This window comes from Saezia sanguinis (genome assembly GCF_003991585.1).
GTDB classification, from domain to species: domain Bacteria; phylum Pseudomonadota; class Gammaproteobacteria; order Burkholderiales; family Burkholderiaceae_C; genus Saezia; species Saezia sanguinis.
The window spans coordinates 213,083-234,285 of sequence record NZ_PQSP01000003.1 but is presented as its reverse complement, the minus strand read 5'-3'; the positions used below and the strand labels follow the sequence as shown (position 1 = coordinate 234,285).

15 protein-coding genes are annotated in these 21,203 nt (G+C 55.1%); 13 read left to right on the top strand and 2 right to left on the bottom strand.

What is annotated here, in order from left to right:
* The first annotated feature begins 32 nt into the window (after positions 1-32).
* The gene (locus tag CUZ56_RS08110; RefSeq protein WP_162615288.1) at positions 33-1,163 is read left to right on the top strand and encodes a porin; all 1,131 of its coding nucleotides are present in this window, start codon (positions 33-35) and stop codon (positions 1,161-1,163) included.
* Positions 1,164-1,243: 80 nt separating this feature from the next.
* On the opposite strand, the gene pgi is transcribed toward CUZ56_RS08110, so the two are convergent.
* On the bottom strand, positions 1,244-2,860 hold the full coding sequence (gene pgi / locus CUZ56_RS08105; RefSeq protein ID WP_126979874.1) for a glucose-6-phosphate isomerase: 1,617 nt from the start codon (positions 2,858-2,860) through the stop codon (positions 1,244-1,246).
* Between the two features lie 146 nt (positions 2,861-3,006).
* Positions 3,007-5,784 carry a cation-transporting P-type ATPase gene (locus CUZ56_RS08100; protein ID WP_239442277.1) on the bottom strand — a complete coding sequence of 926 codons (2,778 nt, stop codon included), beginning with the start codon at positions 5,782-5,784 and terminating at the stop codon, positions 3,007-3,009.
* Between the two features lie 426 nt (positions 5,785-6,210).
* Between CUZ56_RS08100 and mraZ the strand changes: the two genes are divergently transcribed.
* Genes mraZ through CUZ56_RS08040 form a run of 12 tightly spaced genes read left to right on the top strand, consistent with a single transcriptional unit; the run spans position 6,211 to position 21,203 of the window.
* Positions 6,211-6,639 carry a division/cell wall cluster transcriptional repressor MraZ gene (gene mraZ, locus CUZ56_RS08095; RefSeq protein WP_126979873.1) on the top strand — a complete coding sequence of 143 codons (429 nt, stop codon included), beginning with the start codon at positions 6,211-6,213 and terminating at the stop codon, positions 6,637-6,639.
* A gap of 12 nt (positions 6,640-6,651) precedes the next feature.
* The gene (gene rsmH, locus CUZ56_RS08090) at positions 6,652-7,623 is read left to right on the top strand and encodes a 16S rRNA (cytosine(1402)-N(4))-methyltransferase RsmH (protein WP_126979928.1); all 972 of its coding nucleotides are present in this window, start codon (positions 6,652-6,654) and stop codon (positions 7,621-7,623) included.
* Positions 7,620-7,958: a cell division protein FtsL gene (gene ftsL / locus CUZ56_RS08085; RefSeq protein ID WP_126979872.1), complete on the top strand. Its 339-nt coding sequence runs from the start codon at positions 7,620-7,622 to the stop codon at positions 7,956-7,958. The genes rsmH and ftsL overlap by 4 nt, the downstream gene beginning before the upstream one ends.
* Positions 7,951-9,708, top strand: a complete 1,758-nt coding sequence (locus CUZ56_RS08080; protein ID WP_126979871.1) for a peptidoglycan D,D-transpeptidase FtsI family protein — start codon at positions 7,951-7,953, stop codon at positions 9,706-9,708. Before ftsL ends, CUZ56_RS08080 begins: the two co-directional genes overlap by 8 nt.
* Complete coding sequence (murF, locus tag CUZ56_RS08075; RefSeq protein WP_126979870.1) at positions 9,705-12,650, top strand: bifunctional UDP-N-acetylmuramoyl-L-alanyl-D-glutamate--2,6-diaminopimelate ligase MurE/UDP-N-acetylmuramoyl-tripeptide--D-alanyl-D-alanine ligase MurF; 2,946 nt, start codon at positions 9,705-9,707, stop codon at positions 12,648-12,650. Before CUZ56_RS08080 ends, murF begins: the two co-directional genes overlap by 4 nt.
* Positions 12,640-13,818 (top strand): phospho-N-acetylmuramoyl-pentapeptide-transferase, encoded by a 1,179-nt coding sequence (gene mraY / locus CUZ56_RS08070; RefSeq protein ID WP_126979869.1) that lies wholly within the window; start codon positions 12,640-12,642, stop codon positions 13,816-13,818. Before murF ends, mraY begins: the two co-directional genes overlap by 11 nt.
* 3 nt (positions 13,819-13,821) lie before the next feature.
* Positions 13,822-15,624 carry a UDP-N-acetylmuramoyl-L-alanine--D-glutamate ligase gene (murD, locus tag CUZ56_RS08065; RefSeq protein WP_239442275.1) on the top strand — a complete coding sequence of 601 codons (1,803 nt, stop codon included), beginning with the start codon at positions 13,822-13,824 and terminating at the stop codon, positions 15,622-15,624.
* Complete coding sequence (ftsW, locus tag CUZ56_RS08060) at positions 15,624-16,898, top strand: putative lipid II flippase FtsW (protein ID WP_126979868.1); 1,275 nt, start codon at positions 15,624-15,626, stop codon at positions 16,896-16,898. The genes murD and ftsW overlap by 1 nt, the downstream gene beginning before the upstream one ends.
* Positions 16,895-17,980 carry an undecaprenyldiphospho-muramoylpentapeptide beta-N-acetylglucosaminyltransferase gene (gene murG, locus CUZ56_RS08055; RefSeq protein ID WP_126979867.1) on the top strand — a complete coding sequence of 362 codons (1,086 nt, stop codon included), beginning with the start codon at positions 16,895-16,897 and terminating at the stop codon, positions 17,978-17,980. The genes ftsW and murG overlap by 4 nt, the downstream gene beginning before the upstream one ends.
* Positions 17,977-19,422, top strand: a complete 1,446-nt coding sequence (gene murC / locus CUZ56_RS08050; protein ID WP_126979866.1) for a UDP-N-acetylmuramate--L-alanine ligase — start codon at positions 17,977-17,979, stop codon at positions 19,420-19,422. The genes murG and murC overlap by 4 nt, the downstream gene beginning before the upstream one ends.
* A complete protein-coding gene (locus CUZ56_RS08045; protein WP_126979865.1) occupies positions 19,419-20,384 on the top strand; it encodes a D-alanine--D-alanine ligase in 966 nt (321 codons plus the stop codon). Before murC ends, CUZ56_RS08045 begins: the two co-directional genes overlap by 4 nt.
* Positions 20,385-20,390: 6 nt before the next feature.
* Positions 20,391-21,203, top strand: a complete 813-nt coding sequence (locus tag CUZ56_RS08040; RefSeq protein ID WP_126979864.1) for a cell division protein FtsQ/DivIB — start codon at positions 20,391-20,393, stop codon at positions 21,201-21,203.

The window sequence follows — 21,203 nt, the reverse complement described above, 5'->3', positions numbered from 1 at the left end:
CCATTGATTCATATCAAAAACGAAAGGACATCATGAAAAAGACTTTACTTGCGTCAGCAGTAATTGGCATGTTGGCAGCTCCCGCATGGGCACAATCAGAAGCAACTCTGTATGGAACTCTGGATGTAGGCTATGGTGTGGGAAACCAGGGGATTTATGAAGGTGCGGCAACCGGGAATGGTAAATTCCAGCAGTGGGGTGGCTCAAAAGCAACGTCTGTATGGGGATTGAAAGGTTCTGAAGATCTGGGTAATGGCTTGAAGGCTTATTTTCAACTGGAATCAGAAATTAACCCTGAAGATGGTGCATCAGAAGGCTTTAACCGTGCTGCCTTCGTAGGACTTGCAGGGAATTTTGGTGCCATTCAGGCTGGTCGCCAGTCAACAGTTGCAAGCAACATCATGAGTGAATTTGACGTCAGCGGTGCGCCTGCTCTGACCTCTTCACTGGGTAACGCCGGGGTTTCCGGGGATGCGCAAAGGTTTGCAGATGGAACTTATGATCATGCAGATTCGGTCATTGCCTATGTATCACCCGAATTCAGCGGGTTTTCATTCCAGGCAGCGGTTATTTTGAAAAATGACGATGCTTTCGGCCTGGATGGGATGAATACCGGCAGTGATATCTGGGGCAATCCGCTTTATGCATCAGCCAAAACGATTTATACCATCGGCGCCATGTACTCTTACGGTGATTTCACCATTGGTGCTGTTTATGAAAGCAAGCCGGCCAGCATGCCTGGTACGGATATCAGCGCGTCCTGGGGTATTGGTGCCAAATATGACTTTGGCAGCTTCCTGGTATCGGCTTCGTATTTTGATAACCATCTGAAGAATGATGGCCGTGGCTTCTCTTTAGGTATTGCTGCACCAATCAGCAATACGGCTTTCACAGTCGGTGCGCAGGTTGCTTATAACATGAAGGCCTACAGCGGCACAGAAACCAAATATGCGTGGATTCCATCAGGTTCAACCTGGGTTCCTTATGCATATGATACGGATCGCGAAGTCAAGCCTTTGGCATGGGAATTATTTGCGACCTATGATTTGTCCAAGCGCACTCAGCTGTATGTGCAATACGGTGGAACCAACAACGATGCGGAAACCTTTAATGCTGCAGAGCGCAAGTACAGTGCCAGCATCGGGATGATTCATAATTTCTGATGTTATTTTTCTGATTGTATTTCCAAGTGATGCAAAAAGAGCCCTCATGGGCTCTTTTTGTTATGGGTGAAAAAGAAGCGTCAGCTTATGCGTTTTAACAGTTCTGCTGTTGATGCATCCAGGTTTTCGGTCTGACCGGTTTTAAAGCGGGGCAGCAGGTCTTTTGCCAGCGTTTTTCCCAATTCAACGCCCCATTGGTCAAAGCTGTCCAGGTTCCAGATCGCGCCACAGGTAAAAGTCCGGTGCTCATGCAATGCAATCAATGCGCCCAGGCTTTCAGGACTCAGGTTTTGCAGCAGCAGCGTTGTACTTGGGCGGTTGCCTGGGAATGTGCGGTGTTTGGCTAAAGTCAAGGCGTCGATACCGGTGCTTGGTTTGCCAGCAAATTCTGCCAGTGCCTGTTCGCGGGTTTTTCCGATCATCAGTGCCCGGCTTTGTGCCAGTGCATTGGCAAGTAATATCTGGTGTTGCGCCTTGAGCTGATTGACGACCTGGTCAGGCAAAGTGGCAGCAGGGTAAATGGCTTCTTTGGCGATGATAAAGTCAACCGGAATGATGTCAGTACCTTGGTGCAGCATCTGGAAAAAAGCGTGCTGGCCGTTGGTGCCGGCCTCGCCCCAGACGGTGGCCGAGGTCGGGTAGGCAACCGCATTGCCTAAAATATCCACCCCTTTGCCGTTGGATTCCATTTCCAGTTGTTGAAGGTAGGCAGCAAAGCGTGCCAGCCCCTGGTGGTAAGGCGCAACGCAACGGGATGAGCGTTGCAGAAACACGCGGTTCCAAATGTCCACCAGCCCCAGCAACACGGGAACATTGTGTTCCAGCGGCGTCTGCATAAAGTGCTCGTCCATCTGCCGGGCGCCGTGAAGAAAAGCGCGGAAGGACTTGGCGCCAATTGCCATCGCCAGTACCAGTCCGACGGCAGACCATACGGAGTAACGGCCGCCGACCCAGTCCCAAAAGCCGAAGGTACGTTGTATGCCAAAAGCGCTGGCGGCTTCAATGTTGGTGGTGACGCCGATAAAGTGGTCCGCTAAGCCGGTGCCGCCGCTGGCTTCAAACCAGGCCTTGGCACTGTGTGCGTTGCTCAGTGTCTCCTGTGTGGTGAATGTTTTGGACACAATAATGAACAGCGTATTCTGTGGCCGCAGTTTCTGCAATATGCTGGCCAGATCAAAACCGTCGACATTGGATACAAAATGGTAACGTTTGTCCGTTTGGGTAAATGGCTCTAAAGCCTGTACGGCCATGCGGGGTCCCAGATCAGAGCCGCCAATGCCGATGTTGACGATGTCGGTAATCTGGGGCTGGTTGCGAATCTGTTCGGCGTATGCCAGCATTTCCGTGAGCACACCCTGCACCTCGTTGTAATGCGGGCTGTTGGCGCCACCGCGCAAAGCGGTATGCAGTACCTGTCTGCCTTCTGTGATGTTGATTTCATCACCACGGAACATGGCGTCCCGCTTGGTTTCAAGCTGGCATTCACGAGCCAGTGACAGCAGGCTGTCGAGAACGGGTGTTGTGATCTGCTGTTTGGATAAGTCTGCAAACACGGCAGGGGCGGTAAATGAAAACCGTTGAAAACGTTGTGCGTCCTGCTCGAACAGTGCAGATAAAGCTGGCATTTGTGCATGTTGCTGCGCATGGGCGAGCAGTTGTTTCCAGGAGGGCGTTTGGTCGCAGCGGAGTGTTGGCATATGGGTGAAGCACATTAAAAGGTTATGGTAAGGCTAAGCCGTATGGCAGCCTTATCACGTGGGGTGGCTGCTATTGTGATTCTATCAAGAAGATGCATGCGATCAAATGGGGCACACTTTAAAGAAGTGCCGGCATGGTCATAGGGTCATGTTGCCGGTTTTAAAGAGATAAACCGCCGTATGATCCATTTTTCGAGTTCAGCCACCAGGAAAACAAACACCCCACCGGCAAAGACTTTCAGCCACTGGGTTAAATCAAGTGCTGTAGAGCCAAATAAATATTGGAATGCCGGCAGGTAGGTAAACAGCAGTTGCAAAGCAAAACAGGCAGCGATGGATAACAGCACGTATTTGTTTCCCAGCAGGCCTTCACGGCTGAGTACGGTATCATAAACATGCCGGCTGTTGAGCAGGTAAAACATTTCCGCGGCAACCAGTGTATTCACGGCAATGGTTCTGGCGGTGTTTTCGGCAGTGCCGTGGCTGAGTTCCCAGAGAAACAGCGTGAGCACTGCAGCCATCATCAGTACAGAAACCATGATAATGCGCCAGATAAAGAAGCCGGAGAGCAGTTTTTCACTGGAAGCGCGGGGAGGGCGCGTCATGATATTGGGCTCGGCCGCTTCAAAAGCCAGTGCAAGCCCAAGCGTGCAGGAGGTGACCATGTTGATCCACAATACCTGGGCCGGGGTGAGCGGTAGGGTGAACTGCAGGAAAATGGCTGCAATGATCACCAGCGCCTCGCCGCCATTGGTTGGCAGCATGAACAAAATGAATTTTTTCAGGTTGTCATAAACGGTGCGGCCTTCGCGTACCGCTTTGGCTATGGTGGCAAAATTGTCGTCGGTCAGCACCATGTCAGCGGCTTCTTTGGCGGCTTCTGTTCCCTTTTGCCCCATAGCCACGCCGACATCGGCGCGCTTGAGCGCCGGGGCGTCGTTCACACCGTCGCCTGTCATGGATACGATCTGATGCTGCTCCTGCATGGCCTGTACCAGCCGCAGCTTATGTTCCGGTGCGGCGCGTGCAAAAACGTCGACATCCATGATGACGCGGCTGAGTTCCTGATCATCCAGCACCGAGATTTCCGCACCGGTCATGGCGGGTTTGTCCACGCCGATATTGAGCTGTGCACCAATGGCGCGGGCCGTTTCCACATGGTCGCCGGTGATCATTTTGACCGATATGCCGGCCTGGTGACATTCGCGTATGGCGGCAATGGCTTCTTCACGTGGCGGGTCGATGATGCCAACCAGTCCGGCCAGAATAAACCCGCCGCTGTCGATATCATCTGTGCTGATTTGCTCTGCCTGCGGTTCAGCCTGTTTATAACCCAGTGCCAGTACACGCAGGCCTTTGGCTGCCGTGTCGGTCACCATGCGCCGCCAGTAGTCGATATCCAGCGGGCTGATGCCATGTGCGGACATTTGTGAACTGCACATTTCAAAAATGCGTTCAGGTGCGCCTTTCGTCAGAATCCATGGCAGGCTGTTTTCGTCCTGGTGATAAGTGGCCATGTAACGATGTTCTGATTCAAACGGGATGCTGTCTAACCGCTGCCACTGAGAAGGTGCATCCTGCTGTACCAGGCCTGCTTTGGCACCAAGCACCAGCAAAGCGCCTTCGGTGGGGTCTCCTTCTATGCGCGGCGGTGTGTCGTTAACCAGTTGTGCATCATTGCATAAAGTACCGATGCGGACAATGCGCTCGAGGATGGTATCTGTGGCGCAACTGACAGGCTGGTCATTTTGGTAAACAGTGCCCTGCGGGGCATAGCCGATGCCGCTGACGTCATACACATGCAGGCTGCTGACAATGCGCTGCACGGTCATCTCGTTGCGGGTGAGGGTGCCGGTTTTATCGGAGCAGATCACAGAGACTGATCCCAGCGTTTCGACCGCCGGCAGGTTGCGCACAATAGCATGCTGGCGTGCCATGCGCTGCACACCCAGAGCCAGGGTGATGGTGATCAGTGCCGGCAGGCCTTCCGGGATGGCCGAGGCCGTCAGGGCAATGACCATCATGAACATGTCTGAAGCCGAGTAGCCGCGCAGGAATACGCCAAACAGAAACAGTGCCGCGGCAAAAATCAGGATGAAAATGGCCAGTGCCCTGCCAAAAGCATTGATCTGGCGCAGCAGGGGCGTTGTCATGCTTTCGATGCTGGAGAGCATTTCATTGATTTTGCCCAGTTCGGTGTATGTGCCGGTGGCGACAACGATGCCGCTGGCTTGCCCATATACGGCCACGGTGCCTGAGTATGCCATGCAGGTGCGGTCTCCCAGGGGGGCATCACTGGCGACTGCATTAGTGCTTTTTTGAATAGGGACGGATTCCCCGGTTAGGGCGGCTTCTTCGACACGCAGGTCCCTGGCAGACGTCAGGCGGATATCAGCCGGGATCTTATCGCCGGAATTTAAGATGACCAGATCGCCTGGCACCAGTTCGAGCGCGTTGATTTCTTTGCGCACGCCTTCCCGGATCACGGTTGCACGGGCGGAGATCATGGAGCGGATGGCATCCATGGCCGATTCGGCTTTTCCTTCCTGTATAAACCCGATGATGGCGTTGACGAGTACGGCGGCCAGCAGTACAAAGGTATCGATCCAGTGCCCCAGAATGGCTGTTACGGCAGAAGCGGCCAGCATGATGTAGAGCAGGATGTTATGAAACTGCATGAAAAAGCGCATCCAGGCGCTGCGCTTTTTGGGAGCAATCAACTGGTTGAACCCATACAGTTGCTGTCGCTGCGTTACCTCTTCATTGCTCAGCCCATTGACCTGTGTGTTCAGTGCATGCTGCGTTTGTTCTGTTGTGTAGGCATGCCAATCAGTATTTTTCTGGGGTTCATTTGTGTGGGCTAAGCTCTGGTCTGCCATGGTGTATGTGGTGTGAGATGGGCAAATGACGAAAATGACGCACATGACATGTCATGCAGTGGATGTCATTGTGTTGGTGAATTTTCCCATGCTAACAGATAACTTTTTTCCCCGGATAAAAGCAGGTGTCGATACAAAATGCAATTACCTGTATATATATTCAGTAGTTCAACACACATTCTGTATTGTGTTCTCATGTGTATGAGAAGCAGAACAAATAGTTTTGTTGCATTTTTGTGCATGAAGCGGAAATTTGTCACGGTTTACCTTGATTGCTATCAGGGGCTTTCTACTTCAGACATCGCATTCACAGTTATTTTTAAGTGCTTATTTTTAATGAATTTTATATTCCCAAATCCATTAAAAAGATAGGGCTAAGTCATTGATTTAACAAGAAAAATAGCAACCACTCGCTTGACCTGAATGCTTTTTTCACATAAAGTGGGGAAAAGTGTAAATTTGTGGGGAAAAGTGTTTCAAGGTGCTTCATCTCTGTCGATTGATGCCAAAGGAAGGTTGAACGTACCGGCCAGGTATCGTGACGCGCTGAGCGAAAGTGCAGGCGGCAAGCTGACCGTGACCAAACATCCGGATGGCTGTCTGATGATTTTCCCACGTTCTGAGTGGGAGCGCTTTCGTGACCGTGTAGCGGCTTTACCGATGCAAGCACACTGGTGGAAACGTATTTTCCTTGGAAATGCACTGGATATAGAGCTGGATAGCGCTGCGCGGGTGCTGATTTCACCCGAACTCAGAGCTGCGGCCGGGTTGACCAAAGAAGTGGTGTTGCTGGGAATGGGAAGTCATTTTGAATTGTGGGACGCTGCAACGTACGCTGCCAAGGAGGCAGAGGCCATGCAGGCAGGTATGCCGGATATTTTGAAAGACTTTTCCTTTTAATACGGTTGGATGATGTTGACACAACAATCCCTCGAACACCAGACGGTGATGCTTCAGGAGGCGGTTGACGCCGTCATGACGCATCCTGACGGTTTTTATGTGGATGGCACGTTTGGCCGTGGCGGTCATACGCGTGAATTGTTGTCACGCCTGGGGCCGCAGGGCAGGTTGCTGGCGCTGGATCGCGACCCGCAGGCCGAGCTGGCTGCGGCACAGATTGATGATGCGAGGCTGACGTTCCAGCGTACCGAGTTTGCACAGATTGACCAATGGGTGGCACCGCAGTCGGTGGATGGCCTGTTGCTGGATGTGGGGGTGAGTTCACCTCAGATTGATGACCCAGCACGTGGTTTCAGTTTTCGTTTTGATGGGCCGCTGGACATGCGCATGGATCCCGAACATGGGCAAAGTGCAGCGGATTTTCTTGAGCGCGCTGACCAGCAGCGCATTGCAGAGGTGATACGTCATTATGGCGAAGAACGGTTTGCTGTATCGATTGCAAAGGCGATTGTTGCTCGGCGTGAAAGTGGGGAACCTGTGCGCACTACAGGAGAGCTATCCAGGCTCGTGGCCGCGGCTGTCAAAACCCGTGAGCCAGGCCAGGATCCTGCGACGCGCACGTTTCAGGCGCTGCGCATCCAGGTCAACGAGGAGCTTGCGCAGCTCGAATCAGCTTTAAACGCGGCATTATCTGTGCTTAAACCTCATGGGCGTATTGTGGTGATCAGTTTTCATTCTTTGGAAGACAGAATCGTGAAGCAGTTCATGGCGAAACATTCGCGCCAGGAACCTGATCGCCGCGCACCTTTTGCACAGCCGCCCGAACCACTGCTGAAAACGCTGGGGCGTTTCAGACCTTCCGAGCAGGAAGTGCAGCAAAACCCGCGGGCCCGCTCTGCCATCATGCGGGTTGCACTGCGCACCGAGGCTTTGGCCGTTGTTGAGGGTGGCTCACATTCCCGCCAGGGCAGGAGGCGCGCATGACCAAGCTCAATGTGCTTCTGTTATTGGCTGTTCTGGCAAGTGGGTTGGCATTGGTGTATTCCACACACGAGGGGCGTTTGCTGTATACAGCGCTTGCGGGTGAAAACACCGCACAGAATGAGCTGGATCTGGATTACAAACGCCTGCAGCAGGAGCGCCAGAGCCTGGTAGCGCCGGGGCGCATTGAGCAAAATGCACACGCTGTGCTGCAGATGGTGCCGGCGACGTTGGGTGTGACGGAGTTTGTTCCCAGGGACCAGCGTGCGCTTGCCGGATATGTGCCGCAGTTGCCGCTGAATGTGCGTATCCGTGAAGAGGAGGCACATCATGAGTAGCCATGGTGTGTACTATACCAAGAGCCCGTTGCTGGCATCACGCACGCCGGTATGGCGTTCACGCTTTATCATTGTGTGCCTGGCGCTGGGCTTTACGGTATTGACAGCGCGTGCAGCCTGGATTCAGCTTTATCAGTATGAGTTTTACCAGAACCAGGCGGATATGCGTTATGTGCGTACCTTGCCGCTGCCAGCCAGCCGCGGCGTGATTCAGGACCGCAACGGCATTCCGCTGGGGTTCAGCATTGAAACCCCCAGTTTGTGGGCGTCTCCTGCCGAGCTCCATATCACAGACGCACAAATGAAGCAATTGGCCGCCCTGCTGGGGATGAGTGAGGATGCACTGCGTGTGAGGCTGGATCCGGGCTCAGGAGAGCGCAAGCGCGAGTTTGTATGGCTCAAGCGCTTGGCCGGGCACGAGCTGGCTGAGCAGGTGATGGCGTTAGGGATTAAAGGTATTTATGCACGTAATGAGTACCAGCGCAGTTATCCGGGCAAGGAAGCAACCGCGCACGTGGTTGGTTTTACCAATGTGGAAGACCTGGGCCAGGAAGGAATGGAACTCGCGTTCAATGACCTGCTGGTGGGCAAGGCCGGATCGGAGCGCTTTATTCAGGACCGCATGGGCAGGCCGGTTGGCTCTGCAGAAGAACGGGTCAATCCGGTCAATGGCAAGGATATCCAGCTCTCCATTGATGCGCGCATTCAATATTATGCCTATCAATTGTTGAGTGATGCCGTTAAATTGCACCGGGCTCAAAGCGGCAGCATTGTGATCATTGATGTGCGGACCGGTGAAATTCTGGCGCTGGTAAATTACCCCAGCTACGATCCCAATACACGTGAAAATCTGCAGGGCTCCTCCCTGCGCAACCGTGCTGTCACCGATACGTTTGAGCCGGGTTCCACCATGAAGCCGATTGTGGTGGGCCGTGCGCTGGATTTGGGCATTGTCAAGCCGACGACAGTGATCAAAACCTCGCCGGGCAGTGTGGTGGTGGGTGGCAAGGTGATCCGTGACGTGGCCAATTATCCTCAGTTGACTGTGCAGCAGGTCATTCAAAAGTCCAGCAATATCGGCGTGGTGAGCATTGCGATGCAGATGACGCCACGTGAAATGTGGGAAACATTCACGGAATTGGGCTTCGGGCAAAAGCCGCAGATCGGTTTTCCGGGTGCGGCATTGGGTCGTTTGCGGCCCTACAAGAGCTGGCGCCCGATTGAGCAGGCAACGCAGGCTTATGGTTATGGCCTGTCGGTATCTTTGCTGCAACTGGCACATGCGTATACGGCATTTGCCCGTGATGGCGATATCATTCCATTGTCTTTGTTGCGCAATGACCATCCGGTGCAGGGCGTGCGTGTATTCACACCCGAGACGGCCGCAGAAATACGTGAAATGCTGCACATGGTCACTTTGCCTGGCGGTGCGGGGACCAAGGCGCAAACACAAGGGTATGCCGTTGGCGGCAAGAGCGGAACGGCCATCAAATCAGGCGCTGGCGGTTACGGTACAGGCAAGTACCGTTCCTGGTTTGTGGGCATTGCGCCGATCAACCAGCCTCGCATCGTTGTGGCCGTGATGATTGATGAGCCCAGCGACGGTGTTTATTACGGCGGTGCTGTTTCCGGGCCGGTATTTGCCCAGGTGGTGCAGCAGTCTTTGCGTTTGCTGGGGGTGTTGCCTGACCAGCCGTTACAGTTAGCAGGCACAGGCCAGGGGCAGCAGGCGGCAAGGAGGCAGCCATGAATATCGTGCGCACACCTTTGCTGGCTGCCGAGTGGCTGCATCAACAGGTGCAAAACGGCCATTTGAGCGTGGACAGTCGTCAGGTTATGCCTGGCGATGGCTTCATCGCGTGGCCGGGGGCAGCCGTGGATGGCCGTCGTTTTGTGGAACAGGTTTTGAGCCAGGGGGCGGCAGCGTGTTTGGTGGAAGAGCATGAGGCGCACCAGTGGCCCTGGCATCAGGATTCACGCGTGGCTTTGTACCCCGGGCTGAAAACAGCCATGGCTGCCATTGCGGCGCATTACTATGGTTTTCCCAGCGAACAGTTGGATGTGCTGGCGATTACTGGAACCAATGGCAAAACATCAACAGCGTGGTGGATGGCACAGGCGTTGACCGTGCTTGATCATGCCTGCGGCATGATTGGAACGCTGGGCGTTGGCACGCTGGATCATCTGGAGCCTTCGGCCCTGACGACGCCGGACCCGATCCGTATTCATCAGGTGTTGCGTTCATTGGTCGGGCAGGGCGTGAAGGCCTGCGCCATGGAGGCATCTTCCATCGGGCTGGCAGAACACCGTTTTGACAACATCCGTGTCAAGGTGGCGTTACTGACCAATGTGACGCAGGACCATCTGGACTATCACCACAGCATGCAGGCGTATTGGCAGGCCAAGCGCAGTTTGTTTGATATGCCTGGGCTGCAGTCTGCCGTGATCAATGTGGATGACGCGCATGGTGCAGAACTGGCGGCGGAACTTGCCGGCACCTGGAACCCAGATAATCTGTATACCTATTCGCGCCTGGGGCACCCGCAGGCACGCTTACAGGCCAGGAACCTGGCGCATACCGATTCGGGCATTCATTTTGTCCTGACCGAAGGCGCTGAGCAGGTGCAGGTTCAAACCCATCTGATGGGTGACTATAACGTATCCAATTTATTGGGAATTGCCGGTGCTTTACGCGCCATGGGTTACAGCCTGCATCAGATTGCCCAAGCATTTAGCGCACTGACGCCAGTGCCGGGGCGTATGCAGAATGTATTTGCCCTACACGAGGATGTGCCCAAGGTGGTTGTGGATTATGCACACACGCCGGATGCGCTGGCGAATGTGTTGCAGGCATTGCATCCGCTGGCGCAGGCGCGTGGCGGGCGCTTGTGGTGTGTGTTTGGCTGTGGTGGTAACCGCGATGCAACCAAGCGACCCCTGATGGGGCATGTGGTGCAGCAATATGCTGATGACATGGTGGTAACGAGTGATAACCCGCGCCATGAAGATGCGTTTGACATCATCCAGCAGGTTGTGGCAGGGATTGCATCAGGTGAGCATGTGCATGTTGAGGTTGACAGGCGCCAGGCCATTGCATGGGCGCTGCAACATGCCAGTGCGCAGGATGTGGTTGTACTTGCCGGAAAAGGGCATGAGAGCTATCAGGAAGTGAAAGGCGTGCGCTACCCTTTTTCTGATGCCGAAATGGCCTCCCAGGTGCTGAACACTTTACGCCAGCCAGATCAAAAAGCATTGCCTGCCAACGGCATGATGACGCTCAGGCAGGCGCAGGCGTTGTTGCAGTCGCAAGGCGTGAGCGCACGTTTGCATGGCGACGGCGATATGGTGTTCTCGCGCGTGCATACCGATACCCGTACATTGCAGGCAGGTGACCTGTTTGTGGCATTAAAGGGTGAAAATTTTGATGCGCATGACTTTTTGGCACAGGCCAAAGAGCAGGGTGCCGTTGCCGTGCTGGCACAAAGAGGCATTGCTGAAGCCGGTGTTGCCGGGCTGGAAGTTGCCGATAGCCTGAAAGCATTGGGAGCACTTGCCAGTGGCTGGCGCGCCTGCTGGTCATTGCCTGTGATTGCGGTAACGGGCAGCAATGGCAAAACCACCACCACACAGATGATTGCCAGCATTTTGCGCCTGTGGAAGAGTGATGCGGCACTGTCAACGCAGGGCAATTTAAACAATGCCATTGGCGTGCCGTTGATGGTGCTGCGTTTGCGTGCCCATCATGAAGTGGCTGTGTTTGAACTGGGTATGAACCATCCTGGCGAGATTGATTATCTGGCCACCATCGTTAAACCGACCATCGCTCTGGTGAACAATGCCCAGCGCGAGCATCAGGAGTTCATGAAAACGGTGGAAGCGGTGGCGCATGAGAATGGGCGGGTGATTGATGCACTGCCGCAAGGCGGTACCGCCGTTTTTCCGGCAGATGATGCATATACCCCGCTGTGGAAGGACATGGCGCATGGGCGCTCTGTGGCAACCTTTGCACTGGATGCTGCGCATCAGGCGAATGTGACTGCGCAGGCCGGGTGGGATCAGGATGCCTGGCAACTGGTGCTGCAATCGAATCTGCATGTGCAGCAAGACAGCGTTCAGTGCAGGCTGTATTGTGCCGGTTTGCATAATGTGAAAAATGCACTGGCAGCCACCGCCTGCACACAGAGTGCCGGGGTGCCGTTGCAGACGATTGGTGCCGGGCTGGATGCATTTGTGCCCGTTAGTGGTCGCTCACAGGTTGAGGTGGTGCAGTTTGCAGGACGCAAGGTCACTCTGATTAACGATGCGTATAACGCCAACCCGGATTCTGTGCGTGCCGCCATTGACGTGCTGGCGGCTTTGCCGCAGCCGGCCTTGCTGGTGCTGGGTGAAATGGGCGAAGTGGGCACACAGGGGGCCGAGTTCCATCGCGAGGTGGGTGCGTATGCACGCGAGCGCGGTGTGGCGGCACTTTGGGGCGCCGGGCCGCTGGTGGCAGAGTCGGTCAAGGTTTTTGGTGATGACGCCCGGCATTTTGATGATGCCGTACAACTGGCTGCCGCTTTATCCGATGAAGTTGGGCGTTATGCCAGTATTTTGGTGAAAGGTTCACGGGTTATGCGCATGGAGCGTGTCGTACAGCAGTTACGCGACAAGTCTTCTGCAGTTACTCAAGGAGGTGCCCATGCTGCTTAGTCTGGCCTCCTGGCTGCAGGATATGTTCCCGGCATTGGGATTTTTGCGCCTGTTCCAGTACCTGACGTTCAGGGCGGTCATGGCTGCCATGACCGGCATGTTCATCGGCTGGTTTTTCGGGCCATGGGTGATCCGTTATCTGACGTCTTTGAAGATTGGGCAACCGATTCGCAGCTATGGCATTCAGGAGCATTTGGTCAAAAGCGGCACCCCTACCATGGGCGGGGTGCTGATTCTGATTTCCATCACGCTGTCTGTTTTGCTGTGGGCCGATCTGTCCAACCGGTTTATCTGGGTGGTGCTGGCGGTGATGCTGGGGTTTGGTGCGATTGGCTGGATGGATGACTGGCGCAAGGTGGTGCATAAAGACCCTGAAGGCATGCGTTCGCGTGACAAATACCTGTGGATGTCCATCATCGGTATTATGGCGGCCTTTTATCTGGCATTTGCGGTATCTGGCGGCTCCAATGAACATGTGTTTGAACTGTTTATTAATTGGGTGAAATCCGGTTTTACGCTGGATCTGCCGGATCATGCCGACCTGACCGTGCCGTTTTTCAAAACCGTGCGCTATCCGCTGGGCGTGGCCGGTTTCATTATCCTGACATATCTGGTGATTGTCGGAACCGGCAATGCCGTCAACCTGACTGACGGCCTGGATGGGCTGGCGATCATGCCGGTGGCGATGGTGGGTGCGGCTTTAGGTGTGTTTGCCTATGTGGTGGGCAGTTCGGCATATGCCAATTACCTGTTGTTTCCTCACATTCCGGGTGCAACGGAACTGCTGGTGTTTTGTGGTGCCTTGTCCGGGGCTGGCCTGGGGTTCCTGTGGTTCAATGCGTATCCGGCGCAGGTGTTCATGGGTGATGTGGGCGCACTGGCTTTAGGTGGAGCGCTGGGAACTATTGCCGTTATCGTGCGTCAAGAGATTGTTCTGGCGATCATGGGCGGCATTTTTGTGGCTGAAGCACTTTCGGTGATGGCGCAGGTGGTGTATTTCAAGATGACCAAACGGGTGTATGGCGAAGGGCGCAGGTTGTTGAAAATGGCGCCGTTGCATCACCACTTTGAAAAATCCGGCTGGAAGGAAACGCAGGTCGTGATCCGGTTTTGGATCATTACGATCCTGTTGTGTCTGATTGGTTTGTCAACGTTGAAGCTGAGGTAAAGAGTGCAGTATCTGCAAGGACAACAATTGCTGATTTTGGGTCTGGGTATTTCCGGGCTTTCCATGGCGCGCTGGGCAGTGCGCTGTGGGGCAGTGATTCGTGTGGCAGATACACGAGAAACGCCACCCGGTTTGCAGGATTTGCGTGCATTGGTTCCGGATGTCGAGTTTATCAGCGGCCCGCTGGATGCCGCCCGTTTGCTGGCTGCCAAAGAGGGCCAGAGGATAACACGTGTTTTGCGCAGTCCGGGGCTGTTTCCCGGGCAGGCGGATGTGAAGGCGCTGTTGCAGGCTGCGCATGAGCAGGATATTGAAGTGATGGGTGAGCTGGAGCTGTTTACAGAAGCGTTGGCCCAGATTCATCAGGAACAGTTGCGGCAGCAAGCAGAAGAAATGTTGCAGTTGGCTTCAGAGCCTGATGTGCTGGCAGCCGGCACGGAAACGACAACAGCCGATGTTTTGGCAGAAGGCATGACCCCGGCTTTTGATGAGAACCTGGCAGATGGTGATCACAGCGGTATTGTGGTAGAGCTGCCGGACGGTGAATTTGAAGAGACTTCGGACGATACGGAAGATGAGCCGGTGTTTGTTCCGGTGCCACCGCAGCCGGTAGGTTATGTGCCCAAGGTGATTGCCGTGACAGGCACCAATGGCAAAACAACGGTAACCGCTTTGACGGCTTTGCTGGTTGAGCGTGCCGGTAAATCGGTGATGGCTGCGGGCAATATCGGCCCTGCCATGCTGGATATGCTGGCGCAGCAGTTGGATGCCGATGCATTGCCTGAAGTCTGGGTGCTGGAGCTTTCCAGCTTTCAACTGGATGGTGTTAAGAATTTTGATCCGGCTGCAGCAACAATTTTGAACCTGACGCAGGATCATCTGGACTGGCATGGCTCAATGCAGGCTTATGCGGCTGCCAAGGGGCATATCTTTGGTGCCCATACCACGCGTGTGTTGAACCGTGATGATGCGATGGTTATGGATTTTAAACCGCAGGCCCAGGTGGCAGAAGCCGACAGCCAGACCAAGCGCCGTGGCCGCTCCAAGAGCCAGCCTAAAGATATGGCGCCACGCATGGTGACATTTGGCCTGGATGTTCCGGTGGTGGCAGGAGATTTCGGCATTGCAGACGATGGCGGCTTTCCATGGCTGGTTCAGGCGGCAGCGGCGGATGAAACACGCATGGATGCTCAGGCTGTCGCATGGCAGCGTTTAATGCCGGTGGATGCGTTGCGCATCAGAGGGCGGCATAACGCATCCAATGCGCTGGCGGCACTGGCGCTGGCAAGCAGCATCGGGTGTGAAATGGCGCCGATGCTGTTTGGCCTGCGTGAATACCGTGGCGAGTCGCACCGTGTTGAGTCGGTGGCGATTGTCAATGGCGTTGAGTATTTTGATGACAGCAAGGGCACCAACGTGGGGGCCACCGTGGCGGCTCTGGCCGGCCTGGGTGTGGACCACCGCATTGTGGTGATTCTGGGTGGAGACGGCAAGGGGCAGGATTTTTCGCCTTTGGTTCCATTGGTGCAGCAGCATGTGCGCACAGCCGTGCTGATCGGGCGTGATGCGCCTGTTATTGAAGCCGCACTGGCAGATACCGGTGTGCCGATGCTGCATGCCGGTTCGATGGATGAAGCGGTGCGCCTGTGCGCCAAGGAAGCAGTGTCTGGTGATGTGGTGCTGATGTCGCCTGCGTGTGCCAGTCTGGATATGTTCAAAAATTACGCCGAGCGTGCCAAGGCATTTGTCAATGCCGTGCATGAGCTGGCCGAAGACCAGGGGCAGGTGATGGGGGGCTGGCAGTAATGGCGACAGTGTCAAGAACCGCAACCTCTGGCGGACTGTGGAGCCGGTTGCAGGGCTGGCTGGGCGGTACCGGCGAAGATAAGGTGGTGATTCCTGTGCGTGGTGGCGCCAGTGCCTGGTTGCCGCAGAGCACAACCCAGTCCAGGGTGCACAGGTTTGATCAGACGCTGCTGTGGGTCATTATCGGGCTGCTGGTATTTGGCACGGTAATGGTGTATTCCGCCACGGTGGCGCTGTCAGACGGTCCTCGCTTTGAAAGCCGGTCTTCGTTCTATTTTCTCATTAAGCACGCAATTTCCATTGGTGTAGGTGCCGTTGCTTTGGGCTTTATGCTGCTGATTCCGGTGAAGCTGTGGGAAAAAGCGGCACCGTGGATCTTCATGCTCTCAATCGTGGGGCTGATTCTGGTGCTGTTCATCGGGCGCGATATCAATGGTGCCAAACGCTGGGTTTCTCTGGGGGTGATGAATTTCCAGCCGTCAGAGCTGGCCAAGTTTGCTGTGGTGCTGTATGCCAGCAACTACATGGTACGCAAGATGGAAGTGAAGGAGCGCTTCTTCAGGGCCGTCACGCCCATGGTGGTGGCAATTGCGCTGATGGGCGGCCTGATTTTGGCCGAACCGGATATGGGCGCTTTTCTGGTGATTGCCATCATTTCCATGGGTATTTTATTTTTAGGCGGTGTTAACGGACGCATGTTCTTTTTAATGGCGGCGGTGCTGGTGCTGGCGTTTGTGCTGATGATTGCGCTGTCTGACTGGCGGCGGGAACGTATTTTTGCCTATCTGGACCCGTGGAGCGCACAGAATGTATTCGGTAAGAGCTATCAGTTAACACATGCATTGATGGCGCTGGGGCGTGGCATGCTGTTTGGCGTCGGGCTGGGCTCGAGCATGGAAAAACTGAACTGGTTGCCTGAGCCGCATACGGATTTTCTGGTTGCGGTGATTGGGGAAGAGCTGGGCTTCATTGGCGTGGTGGCGATGATCATTGCCTTCTTCTGGCTGACGCGGCGCATGATTTACATTGGCCGACAGGCCATTGCGCTGGATAGGGTGTTTGCCGGTCTGGTGGCGCAGGGTGTGGCGCTCTGGATGGGGTTTCAGGCGTTTATCAATATTGGCGTAAATCTGGGCGCGTTGCCGACCAAAGGGCTGACTTTGCCGCTGATCAGTTATGGCGGGTCAGCCATTTTGATGAATCTGATTGCCATTGGCATGGTGTTGCGCATTGACATGGAAAACCGCGCGATGATGCGGGGAGAAAGCAAATGAGCCAACGGAACCAGACACCCGCAAAAACGGCGCTGGTTATGGCTGGCGGTACCGGGGGACATATTTTTCCCGGGCTGGCGGTGGCTGAAGCGTTGCGCGAGCGTGGCTGGCAGGTGCATTGGCTGGGCGTTCCGGGCAGCATGGAAGAAAAGCTGGTGGTGCCCAAGGGTTTTGCTTTTGAAGCGCTGGTGTTTGGCGGGCTCAGGGGCAAAGGGCTGGTAACCAAGCTGATGCTGCCCTGGCGTTTGCTGAAAGCGTTTTGCGGTGCGTTTCGCATTGTGGGCCGTGTGCAGCCTGATGTATTGATTGGGCTGGGTGGCTACATCACGTTTCCTGGCGGCATGATGGGCGTCTTGCGTGGCAAGCCTTTGTTTCTGCACGAGCAGAACTCTGTTCCCGGGCTGGCAAACAAGGTGTTGGCAAAATTTGCCAAACGGGTATTCACCGCTTTTCCGGATGTATTTCCAAAAGGCGAATACGTGGGCAACCCGCTACGAGCAGAGTTTACCCGGCAGCAAGCGCCTGAAAAGCAGTTTCAGGGCCGCACCGGTGTTTTGAAACTGTTGGTGGTTGGCGGCAGCCTGGGGGCCAGAGCACTTAATGACATGGTGCCGCAGGCGCTGGCCTTGATTCCTGAGGCGCAGCGTCCGCAGACCGTGCATCAAAGCGGTGCCAAGCAGATTGATGAATTGCGTGCCAGTTATGCGGCCGCAGGGGTACAGGCTGATTTGACACCGTTCATTGAAGACACGGCACAGGCTTATGCCGATGCGGATGTGATCATTGCGCGCTCGGGGGCCAGTACCGTGACTGAAATTGCAGCAGTAGGCGCGGCCGCTTTGTTTGTACCGTTTCCGCATGCGGTGGACGACCATCAGACAGCCAACGCGCAGTTTCTGGTGAAAGCGGGAGCGGCCTGGATTGTGCAGCAAAGTGAATTGACCGCTGCCGGGCTGTCGCAATGGCTGATGTCCTTGAGCCGGGACGAGTTGATGGAGCGGGCACAGAAAGCCCATGCTCAGGCCAAACTGAATGCAGCGCAGAAAGTGGCGGATGCATGTGAGGAGCTAGTGAAATTATGAGACATGCCATTGAGCATATTCATTTTGTCGGTATTGGTGGTGCAGGCATGAGCGGCATTGCGGAAGTGCTGCAAAACCTGGGCTATACCGTGACCGGTTCCGATCTGGCTGAGAATGCGGCAGTGCATCAACTGCGCAGCATGGGCGCCAAGGTGTGGATCGGGCATGCGGCCGAGCATATTGAAAATGCCGATGCGGTAGTGACCTCAACAGCAGTTCATGGCGACAACCCGGAAGTGATTGCAGCGCGCAATAAGCGTATTCCGGTGGTGCCGCGGGCGGTGATGCTGGCGGAACTAATGCGCCTGCGTAAAGGGATTGCGATTGCCGGCACACACGGCAAAACCACCACCACCAGCCTGGTAGCAAGCGTGCTGGCGTCAGCAGGCATGGACCCGACTTTTGTGATTGGCGGCAAGCTGAACAGTGTTGGCCTGAATGCGCGTTTGGGTGGCGGTGAATATATTGTGGTGGAAGCCGATGAATCGGATGCTTCTTTCCTGAACCTGAATCCGGTCATGTCGGTGGTCACTAACATTGATGCCGACCACATGGACACCTATGGGCATGATGTGGTCAAGCTGCGGCAGGCGTTTGTGGACTTTCTGCACCGCATGCCGTTTTATGGTGCTGCGATTGTCTGCATTGATGACCCGGGTGTACGTTCTGTGCTGCCGTTGATTTCCCGGCCCGTAGTGAGTTATGGGCAGGATGAAGCAGCGCAGGTCAGGGCGGTGGATATTGAAGCATTGCCGGGCGGACGGATGAAGTTCACGGCGATTCGCCGCAATGGTGTGCAACTGCCTGACCTGCCGATTACGTTGAATCTGCCGGGGCTGCATAACGTGAACAATGCGCTGGCAGCCATTGCCATCGGCACGGAACTGGAAATACCGGATGAAGCCATTGCTTCGGCGCTGGACAAGTTTGGTGGTGTGGGGCGCCGTTTTCAGCGCTATGGTGATGTGGCATTGCCCACGGGTGGCGTCTTTACGTTGATTGATGATTATGGCCACCATCCGGTGGAAATGGCGGCAACCATTGCTGCGGCGCGCGGGGCATTTCCGGGGCGGCGCCTGGTACTGGCGTTTCAGCCGCACCGTTACACACGCACACGCGATTGTTTTGAAGATTTTGTCAAAGTGCTCAGTACGTCTGACGTGGTGATGCTGGCAGAAGTGTATGCCGCTGGCGAAGAGCCTATTGTGGCGGCAGATGGGCGCGCTTTGGCGCGTGCTGTGCGGGTGGCCGGGAAAGTAGAGCCGGTTTTTGTGGATGGTGTCAGCGCAATGTCTGAAGCGATTCTGGATTCGGTTCAGGCCGATGATGTGGTGTTGACCATGGGCGCCGGGTCGATTGGCAATGTTCCAGGAAGTGTCATGGAACTGGCGCAAAAAAGATGGAAACCGGATGCCGGTAATCAGGAAGGGGTAAAAGCATGACCCATGATGTAAAAGCTTTTGGCAAAGTAGCGGTTCTGATGGGCGGCTGGTCAGGCGAGCGCGAAGTATCCTTGATGTCTGGTCAGGGCGTGCTGGACGCGCTGTTGTCCAAAGGAGTGGATGCACACCGCTTTGACCCTAAAGAGCAGGATATCTGGTCGCTGAAACAGCTTGGCGTCAGCCGTTGTTTCATTGCCCTGCATGGTGCCTATGGCGAAGATGGCGTGATTCAGGGCGCGCTGGAGGTGTTGGGAATTCCTTATACCGGTTCAGGCGTGATGGCTTCAGCTATCAGCATGGATAAGGTGATGACCAAGCGCATCTGGCTGGCCGATGGTTTGCCAACCCCGGCTTATGAAATTGTGCGTGCCAGCGAGGTGAATAAAGCGGTGTTGGCTGGCATTGTGAGCAAACTGAAACTGCCTTTGATTGTCAAGCCGGCGCACGAAGGTTCATCCATTGGCGTGACCAAAGTGCTTGCAGCCGACATGCTGAAAGCGGCAATTGACGATGCCAGCCGTTTTGACGGTCATGTGCTGTGTGAGCAGTTTATTGAAGGCGATGAAGTGACCTGTGCTGTGATCGGCAGCGGCAAGGCAGCGCAGGCATTGCCTGTAATTCGCATTGTGGCGCCGGAAGGTAATTATGACTATGAGCATAAATACTTCAAGGATGATACCAAGTACGAATGCCCGGCGAGCCTGCCGCAAGGGGAAACAGAAGTTTTGCAACAACTGGCCGTGCAGGCATACCAGGTGCTGGAGTGTCGCGGCTGGGGGCGGGTGGATGCGATGATTGACCGCCATACACGAAAGCCATATCTGCTGGAAGTGAATACATCGCCAGGGATGACCAGCCATTCGCTGGTGCCGATGGCGGCACGGGCCACAGGTCTGTCATATGCGGATTTGTGTGTGCAACTGCTGGCTGATGCCACGCTGGATGTGAGTGTAAGGAGGTAAGGCGCAATGCGACACGCTCAGCCATGGACCATACCGCTGGATATCAGGTTGATGAACCTGGTATCCCGGTTGCTGCTGGGCGTGACGGTGATTGCGGTAATTGCCTGTGGAGTGATGTGGCTGATCAAGCAGCCGCGTTTTGACCTGCGCGTGATTCGGGTGCATGGCGAAGAGCTGGAGCATAACAATTCGTCCACGCTACGCATGGCAGTTGCTTCACGTATTCGCGGTAATTTTTTTACGGTGGATCTGGAAGAGGTGCGGCAGGCGTTTGAGGCTGCGCCCTGGGTGAGAAAAGCAACGGTGCAGCGGATGTGGCCTTATGGCTTGTCAGTGACTTTGCAGGAATATCAGGCTATAGCGCTGTGGGGGCATGACAGGCAGACGTCGCACTTGCTGGATGTGTATGGAGATGTGTTTGAAGCCAATGCGGCCGATGTGGAAGATGAAAAACTGCCACTGCTCAACGGGCCTGACCGGGAGGGTGCCGGGCAAACCATGTGGCAGCTGTATCAGGAGCTGACACCGCTGGCAATGATGTTTGATCAGCGCATCAGTGAGCTGCGCTGGTCGGAACAGGGAACATGGAGCATGCAGCTCAGTAACGGCGCTGAAATTGTGATGGGGCGCGGTACACAGGATGAGATTGTGAAAAGGGTACGGGATTTTGCGCAAACCGTGTCAGTGGCACTCAAGCCTTATGGCGACAGGCAACTGCTGATGGCTGATTTGCGGCATCTGGATGGTTATGCCATACAGGTGGCAGGTGTTGAGACTGTAACTGCCGGAACGGCAAATACAGCATCGGGCCGTCGATGA